This is a genomic window from Microcoleus pseudofavosus SVA1_A4, assembly GCF_036700565.1.
Taxonomy (GTDB): Bacteria; Cyanobacteriota; Cyanobacteriia; order Cyanobacteriales; family Microcoleaceae; genus Microcoleus.
The window spans coordinates 17,088-32,962 of record NZ_JAUBPE010000029.1; the positions used below are offsets into that span (position 1 = coordinate 17,088).

At 45.9% G+C, this 15,875-nt stretch carries 13 protein-coding genes; 8 read left to right on the forward strand and 5 right to left on the reverse strand.

Features of this window, described 5'->3' with window-relative positions:
• Window positions 1-28: 28 nt before the first annotated feature.
• Window positions 29-691, reverse strand: a complete 663-nt coding sequence (locus QUA02_RS14450) for a cupin domain-containing protein (RefSeq protein ID WP_333028741.1) — start codon at window positions 689-691, stop codon at window positions 29-31.
• 99 nt (window positions 692-790) lie between these two features.
• Entirely contained in the window at window positions 791-1,357 is a 567-nt protein-coding gene (locus QUA02_RS14455; RefSeq protein ID WP_333028742.1) for a sigma-70 family RNA polymerase sigma factor, read from the reverse strand.
• Between the two features lie 772 nt (window positions 1,358-2,129).
• Between QUA02_RS14455 and QUA02_RS14460 the strand changes: the two genes are divergently transcribed.
• The 3 genes from QUA02_RS14460 to QUA02_RS14470 all read left to right on the forward strand — a co-directional run bounded on the left by QUA02_RS14460 (window position 2,130) and on the right by QUA02_RS14470 (window position 6,611).
• Entirely contained in the window at window positions 2,130-3,344 is a 1,215-nt protein-coding gene (locus QUA02_RS14460; protein ID WP_333028743.1) for a DUF4331 domain-containing protein, read from the forward strand.
• Window positions 3,345-3,446: 102 nt separating this feature from the next.
• Window positions 3,447-4,847 (forward strand): tetratricopeptide repeat protein, encoded by a 1,401-nt coding sequence (locus tag QUA02_RS14465; protein ID WP_333028744.1) that lies wholly within the window; start codon window positions 3,447-3,449, stop codon window positions 4,845-4,847.
• Window positions 4,848-5,108: 261 nt separating this feature from the next.
• Window positions 5,109-6,611: a nickel/cobalt transporter gene (locus QUA02_RS14470; RefSeq protein WP_333028745.1), complete on the forward strand. Its 1,503-nt coding sequence runs from the start codon at window positions 5,109-5,111 to the stop codon at window positions 6,609-6,611.
• Window positions 6,612-6,732: 121 nt separating this feature from the next.
• On the opposite strand, the gene QUA02_RS14475 is transcribed toward QUA02_RS14470, so the two are convergent.
• On the reverse strand, window positions 6,733-7,173 hold the full coding sequence (locus tag QUA02_RS14475) for a DUF6918 family protein (RefSeq protein ID WP_333028748.1): 441 nt from the start codon (window positions 7,171-7,173) through the stop codon (window positions 6,733-6,735).
• 313 nt (window positions 7,174-7,486) lie between these two features.
• Between QUA02_RS14475 and QUA02_RS14480 the strand changes: the two genes are divergently transcribed.
• Window positions 7,487-8,854 (forward strand): IS4 family transposase, encoded by a 1,368-nt coding sequence (locus tag QUA02_RS14480; RefSeq protein ID WP_333028750.1) that lies wholly within the window; start codon window positions 7,487-7,489, stop codon window positions 8,852-8,854.
• 172 nt (window positions 8,855-9,026) lie between these two features.
• Here the strand turns inward: QUA02_RS14480 and QUA02_RS14485 are convergent, their stop codons facing one another.
• Window positions 9,027-9,209, reverse strand: coding sequence for a QAALIT motif small membrane protein (locus tag QUA02_RS14485; RefSeq protein ID WP_333028751.1), 183 nt, complete (start codon window positions 9,207-9,209; stop codon window positions 9,027-9,029).
• A 358-nt stretch (window positions 9,210-9,567) separates the two neighbouring features.
• Between QUA02_RS14485 and QUA02_RS14490 the strand changes: the two genes are divergently transcribed.
• The 3 genes from QUA02_RS14490 (at window position 9,568) to QUA02_RS14500 (ending at window position 13,256) form a co-directional block, all read left to right on the forward strand.
• Complete coding sequence (locus tag QUA02_RS14490) at window positions 9,568-11,115, forward strand: Ycf66 family protein (protein ID WP_333028753.1); 1,548 nt, start codon at window positions 9,568-9,570, stop codon at window positions 11,113-11,115.
• Between the two features lie 355 nt (window positions 11,116-11,470).
• The gene (gene cobQ, locus QUA02_RS14495; protein WP_333028754.1) at window positions 11,471-12,937 is read left to right on the forward strand and encodes a cobyric acid synthase CobQ; all 1,467 of its coding nucleotides are present in this window, start codon (window positions 11,471-11,473) and stop codon (window positions 12,935-12,937) included.
• Window positions 12,938-13,019: 82 nt separating this feature from the next.
• Window positions 13,020-13,256, forward strand: coding sequence for a 2Fe-2S iron-sulfur cluster-binding protein (locus QUA02_RS14500; protein WP_333028755.1), 237 nt, complete (start codon window positions 13,020-13,022; stop codon window positions 13,254-13,256).
• Between the two features lie 147 nt (window positions 13,257-13,403).
• Here the strand turns inward: QUA02_RS14500 and QUA02_RS14505 are convergent, their stop codons facing one another.
• Window positions 13,404-14,744: a hypothetical protein gene (locus QUA02_RS14505; protein ID WP_333028757.1), complete on the reverse strand. Its 1,341-nt coding sequence runs from the start codon at window positions 14,742-14,744 to the stop codon at window positions 13,404-13,406.
• 96 nt (window positions 14,745-14,840) lie between these two features.
• Here QUA02_RS14505 and QUA02_RS14510 point away from each other — a divergent pair, with 96 nt between their 5' ends.
• Window positions 14,841-15,629 (forward strand): SDR family NAD(P)-dependent oxidoreductase, encoded by a 789-nt coding sequence (locus QUA02_RS14510; RefSeq protein ID WP_333028759.1) that lies wholly within the window; start codon window positions 14,841-14,843, stop codon window positions 15,627-15,629.
• The last annotated feature ends 246 nt before the right edge of the window (window positions 15,630-15,875 follow it).

The following is a 15,875-nucleotide window of genomic DNA, read 5'->3' on the forward strand; positions in this document are numbered from 1 at the left end:
AGCTGTCGGCAATTCAACAAACATAATATCAGATAAGCATTTCGTTGTCTGTGGAAGTTTTCATTAATAGCAAACATCCCCCTCGTGTGAGGGAGGAATGTATGGAACCGGGAACCGATCGAATGTAATCGCCTTGATGGCAAATTTTCCCTTCTACAATTAAGTCTCCTTCTAATACAAACACTTCCTCCGAGGCAGCGTGTCGGTGCAGGGGAAATGTTGCTCCAGGTTCTAGTCGCATCAAGCAGGTAATTTCGCGCTTTTTTTTGTCAATGTAAAGCTTGCCGAACGAGACTCCCGGAACTCCATAAGATTTCCATTTTACATCGTTGGAGCGCACGATTAAAGATGGAGTATTGTTATCTGTTGGGGAGGTAACAATTGCCTTTGAATTGACTGATTCTGCCGTTGGCGGCAGTTCGGCTATGCGCTGAAACAGGCGGTTTTTGAGGTCGGGGGCGACGGGAACTGGGGGGGCTGTGTAGGCGATCGCGGCAATTGTTGATTCCAAAGCAGCTAATTCACTTGTAAGTTCTGCGGATTCTTTCAATTTCTCTGTAAGTGCGCGACTTTCTGACTCGTCGAGCGTATCGAGAGCTTGAAGGGCTGCAAGGATATTAAACTCCTCGTCTGGCATCATTTCCATCTGTTTGCCGGCATTAATTGTAATTAAGCCTAAGTTGATTTTCAATTTGAGATTGGTCTGCTGCCATCCCACTCAAGATGGAAGATTAGAGATGCAATAATCTTAGATTGATGTTAAACAATTTAAATTTTGTTTTTTTACACTCTAAATTTCTTCGCTCAAAGTTTGGCGCAATTTGGAAAGGCCCAAGCGAATTCGGGTTTTGATTGTGCCTGTCGGGATACCGATTTTAGCCGCGATTGCCGCGCAAGTCAATCCTTGGTAGTAGGCGAGTTCGATCGCCTGTCGCTGTTCCTTTGGCAGTTTTTCGAGGGCTGCTTTGACTTGTTCGCTGCGTTCTTTAAACATTGCATCTTCCATCGGTTCTGCAACGCTAGAGATGTGTACTTTAGCATCTTCCAGACAAGCTTGAGCCGCCCGGAATGTTCGCTGCACAGCTCGCAGGCGATCGAGGGAACGACTGCGGGTAAGCATGAACAACCAGGTATCTGCTCGACTGCGAGCAGGATCGTAAGTTGCTGCTTTTTGCCAAATTTGGGAAAAAACATCGAGTACAACTTCTTCAGCTTCTTCTACCGAACCCAAAATTTTGTAAGCGAGAGCGTAACTGGGACGACCGTAGCGATCGTAAAGTTTAGCTAATGCCGTTTGGTCTTTCCGGGCAATCTGCACTAAGAGCAGCGATTCATCGCTTGACTTCTGGCCTGTCATCTCAGTGTACCGAAAAATTTTTGTTTTGAAGGCACAGATCCAAAATTAAAAATTCGGCGTATATCACTACAGAACATAATTGTAAGTTTGAAGTTGGGGGTACAAGCTGGAGTATGCCTTTTCGGGCTAATTTTCTCGTGCTTTGAATTTAAAAAATCCCAAGTTATCTTGAATTTTACCACCTGATTAGTAATTTTTTTGACACTTAGCAATCCGCTTTATGCAGAACGAAGAAATGCCCTGAGCCTGAACAGTCAATCGATTTTAGATTTTAGATTTTAGATTTTAGATTTTAGAGTTGAAGCATTGACCCCACGGATCAATTCGGAGGCTTGTTTATCGGATACAGGTTTTTTATTTCTCCACGGATGAATCCGGGGGCTTGTATCCTGGATGCTTTCGGTCAAAACCGTGCCATTCACTCGTTCCTAAGCTCTGTTCGCTCGCTCCCAAGAAGAGCCTGGGAACCCATACAAGCGAGGCTCTGGCTCCACTAGATCGAGAGAGGATCTGTCTCCGAGCAGGAATTCCCAAGCATAGTTCGGGCACGAGTAAATCCTCAATAACACCCTTTTTCACATAAATTAATCTTGAAGCACAGATCCAAAATTGCCAAACCTTCGTATACCACCAATAGGAGAAGGCTCAGCAATAGCGCAAAAGCCCGACAGGTTGACAGATTTCAACCTGTTGCTACAAAAGTAAAACCCGCGAATGCGGGTTATTAACCATTGATTTGTGCAAAAATCTCATTGAAATAAAGGTGCTAACTGTGAAGATCGCAAAAAAAATTCGCCGAACCATACTAGCTATTGAAGTAGCTCTAATTGCTCTATTAACTCCAGGGATAATTGTCGCTTCCGACCACGACGACGGCGAAGTAGATATCAAAGGTCGCGCTGTCAATTTAACTGACCTGTACGTATATCGCGAAAAAGACCAAAACTCAGGTGCTGCGGACGGGGATTTAGTATTTACCATGAATTCAAATCCCAGGTCTGTAGCCCGCTATCAATATTATTTCAGCACTACAGCCCTCTACCAATTTCACATCACCCAGGTAGGTGACGTGAATTCTACACCTACTGGACGCGCCGATATTATCTTGCGGTTTGCCTTCAGTCCGCCTAACAATACAGGTATGCAAGCAGTGGCTGTAACTGTTGTTCGCGGCGGCTCGGAGACAACTACTAAGACTACAGTTAACGGCGGGCTTATTGCCACAACTCCGCTGAATTCTAATGCTGCTTTGAATACAGTACCTGTGGGCGGTTCTAACTTGACTGTATTTGCCGGTTTGCGGGAAGACCCGTTTTTCTTCGATGTGGAACAATTTTTCCGAGTTCGCGCCGCAGCTTTGGGAACGGGGCCGCGCACTGCTTTTAAACAACCGAATCAAGCAGTGGACTTTACTAAAGGTTACAACGTCAATACAATTGCCGTGCGCGTTCCGAAAGCGTTTTTGCAAGCAGGAACTGGGGCGAATACTTTTGATGTTTGGTCAACAGTTTCGATCCGGGATGGAGTTGGCGGTTTCAAACAATTCGAGCGTTTGGCAAGACCTGCAATTAATGAAGGTTTGATAGTTTCTCCCGCTTATCTGGAGGCATTTAATAATATTCCTCCGAGATTGGATTTGAGCGCTGCTGCTGCTCCGGTGCGGCAGGAAGCTGTTGCTACTCTGAATGCTGTCGATCTTTTGGACGGTCGGGATAATGTCGATCCAAATGCGATCGCCGGAGCTTTCTTACCGGATGTCATGCGGATCGATACCACAAAAACCAGCGGCTACGCTAGCGCTACAAATGCTCAAGGAAGCTTGATCGGAGGTCGTATGCTGATGGACGACGTTATTGATATCACTCTGGGAGCTTTGGTGGGTTCTCCGGTTGGCGATAACGTTTCATATAACGGAACTCCGGGAAATCCGGCTCAGGGACACAAACCTTTAGAACCGAATTTTCCTTATTTGGCTTTGCCTAATTAGTAATTAGTCATCAGTCATTAGTCATTAGTCATTGGTTATTGGCTAATGACAGATAGAAAATGCTTTTTTTAACCGCAGATGAACGCTGATTAACGCGGATGTATGAAAACTAAAACTAAACAGGAAATAAAATCGGATATTTTGTCGTGGTGGCTGCTGATAGTAGTTCCTTTAGTTGGGATGGTAGTAGTGAATTTACCTCCTAATTTGCGTTTTATTTTCGATAATTTTTCTAGCAAAAGTCCCGAAAATCTCGATGCTAATTACCGCTATCATTTTTCGGAAAGTTTGAGAAATAATCCCAATCAAAAGGAAGCAATTCAGCAAGAGATTGCTTTTTACCAGCAGCGATTGGCTGTTGATTCCCGCAGCGGTTTGAACCGGGCTGCATTGGCAGGAGTTTATTTGAAAATGGCTCGCGCAACTGGTGAGGGCGGTTGGTTTTTGTTGGCAGAACAGGCGGCTCAAAGATCGATCGCCGATTTGCCTTTTGACAACAAAGGTGCGCTGTTAGTTTTAGCTCGAATTGCCGAGGCCAGACACGATTTTGTTACTGCTTTGCGCTTTGCTAAACAAGTGGGTTCTGATAATGAAGATGCGATCGCCCTTTCAGTTACATCTCACTTAGCGACGGGTAAAGTGAGCGAGGCAAATGCAGCCGCAGAAGCCTTAGTTAACCGGATTCCCAACTTGGGTTCTCTCACTTTGAGAGCTTTAGTGAGAGAGTCTCAGGGCCGAGATGCTGAGGTTTTGCAGGATTACCGCCAAGCAATGGCGGCGGAGGAACCGGGAGAGGTTGCGGGTTCGGCGCGGGCCCGATCGCTCTTGGGTCGATTTTACGCGCGTCGGGGGCAGTTTGTGCAGGCGAAAGCGCTGTTTTTGGAGGCGCTGCGGTTGGTGCCGCGATACCCGCTGGCGCTGATTTATTTGGCGGATTTGGAGACGCGCCAGGGCAATTATCGGGAGGCGGAAGGCTATTACAGCAAGGTTTCTGCGTATTCGGGCCCGGTTGCGACTGTGTTCGATCGCACTGTCAATCGCGGTATGGCGAGAGTTAAAGAGTTAGAGGGAGATGCGATCGAATCCCGGCGACTTCGCGACAAAGCAGAAGCTGGGCTGCGACAGGAACAGGTTTCTGGCGGTTTTGGCCACCGGCGCGACTTGGCGAGTTTGCTGCTGGAAAAAGGGCGATCGCAGGATGTTGCTGAAGCGCTGGCGTTAATGCAGGATGAGGTGAAAATTCGCAGGGATGCTGTGACGTTGGATACTTTAGCCTGGGCGCTTTCGAGTGCTGGGGAATGGCAAAAGGCCGATCGAGTGATGGCCGAAATAGTGCGATCGGGCATTCGAGATGCGGGGATGTTTTACCGGGCTGGTGTGATCGCCCGTACTTTAGGTAAGGATACTGAATCTCGCGCTTATTTTCAAAAGTCCAAGGAAATTGACCCGAGTTTTGACGATCGATCTCGCCAAGCATTGGGTTTGGGAAGTTATGAATTTTGAGATTAGCTAATAGCAGCCATTCGGCCAAGTTCGCCATTCCGTCAATCCGCTAGGGGTTTCAACCCCTGGCTAAAAGCTTAAGTCCTCTTGCATAGGACTAAAAGATTTCACTAAAAAGTAGAAAATCTTGTAGTCGGTTTCAACCGACTTTCGCTATGAGACGGGGATTTCAATCCCCGGCGGACTTGCGGGTAAGCGCGCCGGAAAAATCACAACAAAAACAAATAATTCATCCTAAAATCACTAAAAAAACAGGTATTTATGCAGTACAAATTGAACCGAATTTCAAAATTATTTCTCCTATTTTTCCTAACAATTTCATTATTACTAACAACCTCAACCAGACCAGTTTACTCGCACTGGTCAGACTTATCCGTAGCAGAAATAATAGTCAACGATTTGCAAACCGAAGTAACATTAACCTTCCCAACAGGCTTGACCAACTTCGCCGACGACAATCGAGACAGCCAGCTACAACCCGCTGAAGTTCGCAGCCACCAAACACAGCTAGAAAAGTTTTTCAGCAAACAAATTCGCATCACCAACAGCAGCAACATTCAAGGAAGCGTAGCAGTAACACCGCTAGAAATAGCAGCTAAAACCGCCAGCTTAATCCAGCAGCCGAATACCCACAGCACCTTAATCTTAAACTACACCTGGCCCGCACCTTCTCAAAATAAAAACCCCGGTTTACCTGATGCAATTTCCATCTCAAAACCCGATAAATTGCGGATTAATTACAATCTGTTTTTGCCCGGATTGGTGACAGCTAGCTGTCAAGCTACGATCGTGCAAGCGGGTGCTGTAAAAAGCTTTGTGTTTACGGCGCAAAACCGGGAGTTTTTGTTAGCCGGAAATGAATCTATCTGGGATTCTGGTTGGAGTTTGCTGCTAGCAGTAGCGGGAGCATTTGCTTGGGGATGCGTGCACGCGATGTCGCCCGGACACGGAAAAACCATAGTCGGCGCTTATTTAGTGGGTGCGCGGGCTACTCCGGTACACGCTTTATTTCTAGCAGCGACGACTACAATTACTCACACTGCTGGCGTGTTTGCTGTGGGCGGAATTACTTTGTTTGCTTCTAACTTAATCGATCCCGAAAAATTAGATCCTTGGCTGAGTTTAATCTCGGGTTTATTAGTAGCCTTCATCGGGCTTAACTTACTCTTAGAAAAACTCAAAACTAAGTTGGTAGTGAGGACTGAAGTTCTCAAAAAAATCAAGACTAAAATTATTAATAAAAATTGGTTTTTAAGGACGAAACTCCTTACTACCAACCGTGAGGAACCAGTAAACCTTTTAAATAGAGGAAGTTGGGAGAGAGAATTTAAACCTGTAAAACCAGATATATCTCACCACTACCACCATCACGGAGACGGCCGCCTTCACTCGCATTTACCGCCCGGTGCGGACGGTTCTCCCATTACTTGGAAAAGCTTATTGGCGTTGGGAATTTCTGGCGGTTTGTTGCCTTGTCCTTCCGCTTTGGTGATGCTGTTGAGTGCGTCTGCTTTGGGCAATGTTGGTTTGGGAATGGCGCTAGTGGTAGCATTTAGTTTGGGATTGGCTTTGGTGCTGAGTGCGATCGGATTAATCTTAGTTTATGCCAAACGTAATTTTAACAAACTGCCAAAACAGATAACAGCAGTCAAATTTCTGCCTGCGATTAGTGCGATGTTTGTAATGTTATTGGGGTTGGGAATTACCGGACAGGCGATGTTAAAAATATTGGCTGCGAATCAATGGATAATTGGTAATGGATAACCATAAAATTCGGACTCTCTCTCCTAATTACAAACTTACGAATAAGTCTTCTTTTAGATACCCGACTTCTTGAAGAAGTCGGGTATCTGGGTATTCTGTTTTTTTAGCCGTTGCTCACTTATCAGGCGGCACTATTATATTTATTAATAATTTCGGCTAAATCCGGTACTCCGTTTTCCACGTAATTCTTAGCTGAGGGGCGGAGTTTGGCATAGGCGCCTCTAACAACCCCTCTTGTGCTGTTCTCGGCTTTTTTATCGCTGATTTGAAGCAATTCGTCTGCTACTTGAGCTTTTCTTTGGGCCAGATATTCGACTGGGTTGCCATTGTTTACTGCTTCAGTCCAAATCGGATCGAGTGCGATCGAGATTTCTGGCAAAAGTTGATCGACGACTTCGGCGCAATAGTCAGCCCGTATCCCCTTGACAGTAGAGTAGGCAGCTTTAAGAGCAAGACCGCCCAATCCCGGCGCTGAAGCAACTTGTTTGTCTATCAACTTTACACAATCATCAACAAAAGTTTCTCTGGTGTTTTCATTCAATAGAATATCGCTAAGTCCCATTTTTACTCTCCTTGATTTAATAGTCAATGTGCTGATTAGCTTTGAACTCAATTTGACGATTATATATCTATTTCGATCCTTTACTCAAGGTTCCCCAAGTTTTTTAAGGTTTAAATGTCTTTACTAGACAACCTGATGTTGAGATTTGTCTAGTATGTTATAGGAATTAATGTTCGCTCTGCTACTCTTTATTGACCTACGGTTTGTAGTAAGGACTTTAGTCCAATGGCACTGAAAAAGTGAGCAAAAAAAAATCTGTAAGGCAATATCTACATAGATAATTGCCTTACAAACCAAAATATCTCCCTCTAGTATGCCAAATCGTGCGTCCATTCTCAAGCAACAATTTTTACAGAGTGTCGCCTTACCCTGGAGAGAACTGCTACCAGACTCTCAAGTCCTTGAGCTGTTGGCTAACGAGAACGTGAGGTATTACAGCAGTGTCTACACACCGATAGTGACCTTATGGGCGATGGTATCGCAGGTACTAGATCCAGACAAAAGTCTCTCTCAAGCAGTGAAGCGGATGAGTACCTGGCCCAGTGGTGCCGGAGTCAAGCCTCCTTCCTCAGACACAGGGGCTTACAGTAAAGCTCGTCAACGACTACCCGAAAGACTCGTCCAACAGTTAGTACCTATAGTCGCAGAAGCTCTAGAAAAGCAAGTTCCAACAGAAAAACAATGGTGTGGATTGCGGGTGCGGGTACTAGATGGGACAACGGTGTTAATGAGTGATACTGCCGCCAATCAAGCCGAGTATCCGCAACACAGCAATCAAAAAACTGGGTGTGGATGGACGATCGCGAAAATGGTAGTGCTGTTTTCACTGCTGACAGGAGCAGTGGTATCGGCTGGTATTGCTTCGTTGGCGACGAGTGAAATTGTGATGAGCCGTTTGCTGTATGCAAATTTACTCCCCAACGATGTAATCTTAGCGGATCGAGCTTATGGCAATTATGTCGATTTAGTTTTGGTAAAACAGCAGGGAGCGAACGCTGTTTTTCGGAAAAATCATCTCCGTAAGACGGACTTTCGACGGGGAAAGAAGTTGGGAATTGGCGACCATCAAGTTGTCTGGGATAAGCCTCAACAGTGTCCGAAACACATGAGTAATGAGGAATTTGAGGCATTACCCTCTAATTTCATCGTTCGGGAAGTCTGCTTGCGTATTCAACGCCGTGGCTTTCGAGACGAACGTATTATTGTAGTCACAACATTGATGGATGCCAAACAATACAATGTTCAACAATTAACTCGGCTATATGGACTTCGCTGGTTAGCCGCTGAAGTCAATTTACGCTATCTCAAAACAACCTTAAAAATGGAGATGTTAACAGCTAAAACTCCGGCAATGGTAAGAAAAGATATCTGGACACACTTATTGGCTTACACTTTATTGCGTACCATAATGTGGCAAGCGGCATCTTCGTCAGAATATACAACTTTTCAACTCTCATTCCAATCGACTCGGCAGCACTTTAATCAGTTCTTGACGCTGTTGGCAACTACAGGAAAACGCCAACAGCGACAATGGCATCAATTGCTGTTGGAACAGGTGGCAACTAATTTACTCACGATGCGACCCGATCGTTCCGAACCTAGAGTTTTGAAATGCAGACCGAAGCCGTATCCTCGAATGCAGGAACCTCGCTCTATCTTAAAAAGTAAACAGGCTAGGTGATTGAGACTTTTTCAGTGCCATTGGACTTTAGTCCTTATTGGCTGATATTAATGAGAAATTCAGTCCTCACTACAAACTGATGAGTTGTGAACGGTCAAATAGAAAAGAGAACACCTCGAAAAAAATATTATAGAGAGGGTCTGCCTAAGTTCGATCGCACTTGCACGCATCATTAGGATTCGAGGTTCGGCTTGAGGTCCACAGGTACTGCAACGAGGGGAAGTTTCACGGTTTGAGTAGGGCGATCGCTCGATCGCAATACCAAATTTTTCGGTAACGGCGCGGAAGTGCTGACTCCGGCAAATATATGAAGCGATAAGGTTAAGGCGGCCGATAACAACAGTTTTTCAAACATGGCACTGTCTCCAATACATATGCCCTAGGGCATAATTCCTCTTACACCTACAAGATATAAACATCCTCAGTCGCTTGGTGCGATCGCACGGGCATAGTTAGGTGACACGTATCACGACTGAGGAGAGGGTGATGGGGATAGGGGGTGATGGGGATAGGGGGAGTGGGGGAGAATGGGAAAATCTTTACGCTTGACTTCTGGCGTCAACATCCGTTAAATCCGTTAAATCCCGATTCACGGCGCATTGCCGAACTTCCCTACAAATCGAGAATTGTCCTTGAGAAAGAATCCGTTGAGTCTCTCTCAAAGGTAGAATTAGCGCGTAGAAGTTATTTGACACAGCGGAGGTACCGACAAGATGCTTGCATACATTCTGGCGTTGGCCGTCGGTCTAGGCAGCTTCAGTATTTACATGGCGGCGTTCTTTTTTCCAGAAGTTCACCGCAAAAGTGATTTTACCTGGAGCGGGGTAGGACTTTTTTATGCGTTAATTTTATGGGCTTGTGCGGGGCGAATTACCGGTGCTCTCCTGCTGGGTCAAATGGCGGGCGTGGCTATGTTGGGCTGGTTCGCCTGGGAAACTCTGACTTTGCGCAGGCTGGTGACGCCAATTGCTCAGCAAACGCCGATTCCTGGACCGGCGAATTTGACTGCGGCGGGCGTGCCGTTTGCGGGCTTGTTTGCCAAGAAAAAAGAGCCCGCAGCGAAAAAACCTAAGTTTGTTCGATCGCCCAAACCGAAAGCGGATGTTGTTTCAGCACCTGTTACCGGGGGCGAGGCCAAAGTAGAGGGACAGCCGGCGATTCCCCCAATACCTCAAACTATTGCCGAAAGTTCGATCGCCCCTGACTTGAAAATTCCCGACAGCAGCGCACCTGCAATTGCAGAAATACCCGTCTTTTCAGTCGAAACTCCTGCTGCTGAGACTTCACCAACCCCAGCAGAATTAGCCAGCAGCTTCACTCCTCTACCTCTACCTCTAGAATTTTCAGAAATTGCCGCCCCAGCAACTGTGGAGCCAGCAGAGGCTCAGCCAGAGGCTCAGCCAGAAGCCAAACAGCAGCCAGAAGCGGATGATTTTGACGAGATGTGGAGGGCGATGGCTAAAGAGTCCCAGTCTGCTGCGAGTTCGGCAGCCCCAACGGCGACACCAACAGCAGCCCCAGAGGCAAACTCAACTCCTGCCAAAACAGCTAAAAAATCCGGGGGTTTCGGAAGTCTGTTTGGGAATCTCAAAAATAGTCTCGGCGGTATGTTGGGACGGAGTGCAGGTAAAAACAAGCCTGATGCAACTCCCCAGACGCCAAAACCAAAAGCGACGAGAGAGTCGATCGCACCTGAATCTAAAATAACGGCAATTCCTGCACCGGATATCGACTCCATTCTCGAATCAGAATTAGCCGAGGCCGCCACCGAAGTGGCAGCCGAAACCAGCAACACTGCTGTTGAAACCAGCCAAGGAGTGCCGTTTCCAACCGATGTTGAAGCAATGGCCGAGTTGATGGCAGAAACCGCTAGTTCTGGCAAAATAGGGGAAAGTTCGATCGACGACGATCGATCGTCGGCCCAAATCCAGACACCGCCGACTGCTGTTAGTGAACCGGAAGCAGCAGCAAGCGTACCGGAAGCACAAGCCCCTGCTGTATCTCTAGAAATGACTGTGGTGGAAGTGGCAGAGCCTGTAGAGATACAAGTACCGGGAGAACCTGGGTTGAGCGTGCAGGTGGAAACGGTTTCAGTATCAGTGATCTCGATCGAATCCACAGATAAAAAACCATCTTCTGAGGGAGAACAACCGGAATTGATTCGCCCGAATCCCCCCACTTCGGAGCTAGTAGAAGCTGCTCAACCGGCCGATGAATCCAAGTCGGAGAAGGTATCCGACGAAGATAAGCCCTCATCTTGAGGCAAAAAGCAAAAGGTAGAAACCAGAATTTTTGTGATTCTGCTTTCTACCTTCTTACTTCTTCCTTCCATAACAACCGACAAGATGGTTAGGACCTTCTATAGCAATCCTAAATGATTTGAAAAATACTACGCGAGCAAGATGCTCGCACTACAAGGATTCTGATATCGATCCATTTTGCGACTGATTTAGGACTGCTATAGATAGCTGAAGATATTATTGCTGTTACAGCATTTTCGTTCTTCCTTCTGATGTTTTTATTGACCTCTGTTACATTCGTTAAATCCCGTACATTGCTCGTTGCCGAACTTCCAACTTCCATCGGACTTCTGCTATACCTTCTGCCTTAAATATTATGAAAGCAATTATGGTCGTGGGAACAACATCTCACGCAGGAAAATCTTTACTGGTTGCAGCGTTGTGTCGAATCTTTTCTCGGCGCGGCTGGCGGGTAACTCCGTTTAAAGGTCAGAATATGGCACTGAATTCCTATGTCACAGCCAGCGGCGGAGAGATTGGCTACGCTCAAGCAGTGCAAGCTTGGGCTGCGGGCGTCGCACCTTGGGTAGAAATGAATCCGATTTTGCTCAAGCCGCAAGGAGACATGACTTCTCAATTGATTGTCAAGGGCCGGGCGATCGCAAATGTGCGAGCATCTCAATATTACGAGCAGTATTTCGATCTCGGCTGGCAAGTTATTCGGGAATCTTTAGAATTTCTCGGACAAGAATTTGACATGGTTGTTTGCGAGGGAGCCGGCAGCCCTGCTGAGATTAATCTCAAACACCGCGATTTAACAAATATGCGGGTGGCAAAACATTTAAATGCTCGGACTTTGCTAGTAGTTGATATCGATCGCGGCGGCGCTTTTGCTCACATTATTGGTACTTTGGAATTGCTCGATCCAGACGAACGGGCTTTAATTAAAGGATTCATTATTAATAAGTTCCGAGGACAAAAATCGATATTAGATCCGGGGCTGACTTGGCTGGAAGAAAGGACGGGAATCCCGGTTGTTGGGGTGATTCCTTGGATAGACGAAGTGTTTCCCTCAGAAGATTCTCTCGATTTGCTCGATCGGCGTTCTCCCAATTCTCAAACCGACCTAAATATTTCCGTCATCCGCTTGCCCCGAATTTCCAATTTTACCGACTTTGACCCCCTAGAGTCGGAAACTACCGTCACAGTCAAATATGTCAGCCCAAAAGATTATTTAGGCCATCCAGACGCCGTGATTTTACCAGGATCTAAAACTACCATTTCCGATTTGCAGGTGCTGCGCCAAACTGGTATGGCCAAAGCTATTCAAAATTACTTAGTAGCTGGCGGTACAGTCATGGGAGTTTGCGGCGGCTTTCAGATGCTGGGAGAAAGTATCACCGATAAAGAAGGCCTTGAGGGAGAAAAAGGAGAATTTCAAGGATTGGGATTGCTGCCTTTGAAAACTGCGATCGCACCCAACAAAATTGCCCGCCAGCGGATCGTAACATCTAATTATCCTCAACCGGGTTTGCCAGTTTCCGGTTACGAAATTCATCAAGGAAGAACGCAAATGCTGGAGTCAGATTTGACTGAACCGCTATTTGACGATGCTAGTTTAGGAATTGTCAACACTTCTCAATCAGTTTGGGGCACATACCTGCACGGCATCTTTGACAACGGAGCTTGGCGGCGAGCTTGGTTAAATCACTTGCGGCAGCAGCGGGGACTCCGCGCCTTGCCTACAGGTATTCCTAATTACCGGGAACACCGAGAAGCTCTGTTAGAGACTCTAGCAGATACAGTGGAAAAGCATTTAGATATAAAGCATATTTTAGGTTAATTAGTTAACTGTTGACTGTTGACTGTTAACTGTTGACTGTTAAGTGTTGATTATTGTTTGTTAGAGTTGAGGTTAAAATTCAATGACAAAAGTTTGTTTTTTACCCGATAATGTTACAGTTGAAGCTGCACCGGGAGAGCTTTTATTAGATGTAGCCAAACGTGCAGGGGTTTCTATTCCTACTGGCTGCCTCATGGGTTCTTGTCACGCTTGCGAAGTAGAAATTGACGGCGGGGATACGATTTGTGCTTGTATTTCCGGCATCCCTTCCGGGAAAAAGCAAGTGACAATTAATCTGTATGTTGACCCGACTTGGTAATTTGTCAGTTGTCAGTTGGCAGTTGGCAGTTGGTTGTTGGCAGTAGTCATTAGTCATTAGTCATTAGTCATTAGTCATTAGTTAACAGTCAACAGTCAACAGTCAACAGTCAACAGCTAACAATGCCCTATTCCCAATTCCAAACCTTTAATTCTTTTGCCATTCTTGCTGTTTCTTGCGAGCCGATTGCAGCCATTTTTGGGATTCTGGATAAACAGTTGTTCCCGGTTTTACAGATTCTAATTGGTTGATAATTTCCTGCAAGTAACCGAGACCGTAACCTGGATTTTGACTGATAGAATTTAGGTTAGTTTGGAATTTAGAAAACAAGCTTTTAGCCTGATAAAAAGCTTCCACTGATTCTTGTTCATCTTTCAGTCTAATCTTGGTAGTACCTAAATTATTTTGATATTCAGCTAGTTTTGTTTGAGCATCAAGATAGCCCGGATTATCAAAGGCAATTAGGCTCAACCTCTCAATAGCTTGTTGCCATAAATCTGCGATTTTTTGCCAATTTTCTGCTGAATGAGGCGGTTTCTGGGATGCTACAGCGGCAGTTAATGCAAATTCTTTTGCTGCTTCGATTAAGTTGTCCGCACGCACCGATCCGGTGGCGACGCCCCCCATTGCTTGAAAGTCTCTTTCTGCTGCTTGGAGTTTCTGCTTAGCGGTTTTTCCCGCGAGGGTTTCGGCGGGAATTTGATTGAGTTGGTCGATCGCACTTTGCCAATTTCCACTCGCTTTTTGTCTGTCTGCGGCAGTTTTTGCTTGCTGATACTGCTGTTTCGCCGCGTTAAGAGTTTGTTCGACTTGATTTAACTGAGTAAAAGCATTTTTTTGCTGGAAAATCTGAGCATCCATCCGCCCGACATTTTTGCGGGCGGCTTGAAATTCATCGACTGTAAACCGCCAACGGCAGCCGAAAAAAGAGCAGTAGGTTTGTGGATAATAACCCAAAAACCAAACTGGCAAGGCGTCGAGGTGTTTTTGCGCTTCTTTTGCTTTAATTTCGCCCAAGTCAAAATCAGCGACAGCAGTGGCTTTATTCACCAGTTGATCGGATTGTTCCACGAGGGCGATCGCCTGCCGGTAATTGTAATCCATGCTGCTAAAACTCGGCATTAATAATATGGGAAACGTGTTTGCTACGGACTTGCGAATTATGGGAATTGGCAAATTAACCAGCCAAATTATCCCCGCCCCAGCGCCCAAAAAACCGCCGATCCAGATAATTTTACCGAACAATCCGGGCGGGCGGTTGGCTTTGACGGCAGCTTTGAGAGCTTTTTCGCTGAATTGGGGAAATTCGTCTTTGAAGGTATCGCGGATTTCTTCTATTGATGCGAAAGTGCCGTTTTGCGATCGCAACTTCTCCAACCGCTTGATTACCATCCGTCGGTAGACATCACCCGCTAGACTATCAGCCGCCGCGCACTTGTATACTTCGGCCCGCAAAATTTCAAAAGCTCGATCGGTAAGACGCGCCATAAAACTCACCTATTCCCTTTTAATTATTTTACAGGTTTCCAGTCAAAATAATTGTTAAAATATATAAAGCCCACATCAAATATCCGAATTAATTTCATGCCGACTGCTTTAATCACCGGTGCTTCTGGCGGAATTGGTGCAGCCTTTGCCGCCGAATTAGCCAAACGCCAGCACAATCTAATCTTGGTAGCTCGTTCCGAAGACAAATTGCAACAGCTAGCTGCTACACTGCAACAACAATTCAAGGTTCGGGTAGAAGTAATCGTGCAAGATTTGACCGCACCGGGCGCTGGAACTACTGTATTTGATACCGTTGTTCAAAAAGGTTGGACGGTGGATTTGTTGGTGAACAATGCGGGTTTTGGAGATTACGGTGCTTTTGCCGATCGCCCGCTTGGCAAACAACTAACCATAGTGCAACTTAATATTGTAGCATTAGTTGAACTTTCGCACTTATTTTTGCAGGGAATGCGCGAAATAAAATCGGGAAGTATCATCAATGTTGCTTCCATCGCAGCTTTTCAACCGATGCCGTACTTATCAATTTACGCAGCAAGTAAAGCCTTTGTTCTGAGTTTCAGCGAGGCACTTTGGGCTGAGAATAAAGATTTAGGAATTCGCGTTTTGTGTCTTTGTCCAGGACCGACAGAATCCGACTTTTTCGCAGTAGCTGAATTTCCAAAAGCTCTGGCATCCAGCAGCGGGCAAAAACTCGTTCCTGCGGCGGAAGTAGTGCGAGATGCTCTCAAAGCTTTAGACAAAAATGAGTCTAACGTCGTGACTGGCGGATTTCCCAATCCAATAATAGTAAATATGCCTCGATTGATGCCGCGAAAACTGTTGGTTAAGTCGGTAGAAAAGGTGTTTCGGACGAAAGAGGAATAGTCCTCTTGCAAAAATCCTTTTCATCAATTGATGAGCCGGAGAGCCCGTCCTAATTATTTTTGCAAGAGGTCTAATAGTCCGCCGGGGGTTTCAACCCCCGTCTCATAGCGAAAGTCCTCTCAAAGAGGACTGAAAAACAAATTAAATAAACAATCAAATATTTGTCACCATTCTTCAGTCGGTTTCAACCGACTTTAGCTATGAGACGGGGGTTTCAACCCCTGGCGGACTCGCGGACAAACAAAC

Bases quoted from the DNA above. Each gene is read 5' to 3' on its own strand.
- QUA02_RS14510 (WP_333028759.1), top strand. From the start codon at position 14,841: ATGCCGACTGCTTTAATCACCGGTGCTTCTGGCGGAATTGGTGCAGCC.
- QUA02_RS14490 (WP_333028753.1), top strand. From the start codon at position 9,568: ATGCTTGCATACATTCTGGCGTTGGCCGTCGGTCTAGGCAGCTTCAGT.
- cobQ (WP_333028754.1), top strand. From the start codon at position 11,471: ATGAAAGCAATTATGGTCGTGGGAACAACATCTCACGCAGGAAAATCT.
- QUA02_RS14480 (WP_333028750.1), top strand. From the start codon at position 7,487: ATGCCAAATCGTGCGTCCATTCTCAAGCAACAATTTTTACAGAGTGTC.
- QUA02_RS14505 (WP_333028757.1), bottom strand. From the start codon at position 14,744: ATGGCGCGTCTTACCGATCGAGCTTTTGAAATTTTGCGGGCCGAAGTA.
- QUA02_RS14485 (WP_333028751.1), bottom strand. From the start codon at position 9,209: ATGTTTGAAAAACTGTTGTTATCGGCCGCCTTAACCTTATCGCTTCAT.
- QUA02_RS14470 (WP_333028745.1), top strand. From the start codon at position 5,109: ATGCAGTACAAATTGAACCGAATTTCAAAATTATTTCTCCTATTTTTC.
- QUA02_RS14455 (WP_333028742.1), bottom strand. From the start codon at position 1,357: ATGACAGGCCAGAAGTCAAGCGATGAATCGCTGCTCTTAGTGCAGATT.
- QUA02_RS14475 (WP_333028748.1), bottom strand. From the start codon at position 7,173: ATGGGACTTAGCGATATTCTATTGAATGAAAACACCAGAGAAACTTTT.
- QUA02_RS14500 (WP_333028755.1), top strand. From the start codon at position 13,020: ATGACAAAAGTTTGTTTTTTACCCGATAATGTTACAGTTGAAGCTGCA.
- QUA02_RS14465 (WP_333028744.1), top strand. From the start codon at position 3,447: ATGAAAACTAAAACTAAACAGGAAATAAAATCGGATATTTTGTCGTGG.